Origin of the sequence: Achromobacter sp. SIMBA_011 (assembly GCF_046535435.1) — a bacterium.
Lineage (GTDB): Bacteria > Pseudomonadota > Gammaproteobacteria > Burkholderiales > Burkholderiaceae_B > Achromobacter > Achromobacter dolens.
In genome coordinates this window covers 1-279 of the sequence record NZ_JAWRWN010000309.1, presented here as the reverse complement: position 1 = coordinate 279, position 279 = coordinate 1, and the positions used below count along the sequence as shown (strand labels likewise).

Here is a 279-nt window from a genome sequence, read left to right as displayed (position 1 = left end):
TTCGAGGGTTCGCTCGTCGAGTTGGTTCTCGAATCCTTCCAGCCCCATAAGAGCGGCTACAAGGGAGGTCTTCGATTTCCCAAAGCAAAGCTGGTTCGCCCTGGCGATCCGGAATACAAACAGCCTCTCCCGGACTGTATCGTCAAGGCGAGCGATCGGATACATCGAATCTATGTGTGTTGTCTGCATCCGTACCAGTATTCTCAATCTCCTACTATAGGTAGCGTCAACAAGCGGGATCGGGGGCCCTGATTTACCCTGAAGAACGTTGAATCGGTT

Annotated in this window: 1 protein-coding gene; it reads right to left on the bottom strand. The window is 52.3% G+C overall.

Annotation, left to right across the window (positions count from 1 at the left end; translation table 11 throughout):
• The coding region (locus SB816_RS31090; RefSeq protein ID WP_410548127.1) for a hypothetical protein at positions 1-189 on the bottom strand (189 nt) is incomplete at its 3' end.
• Positions 190-279 lie beyond the last annotated feature (90 nt).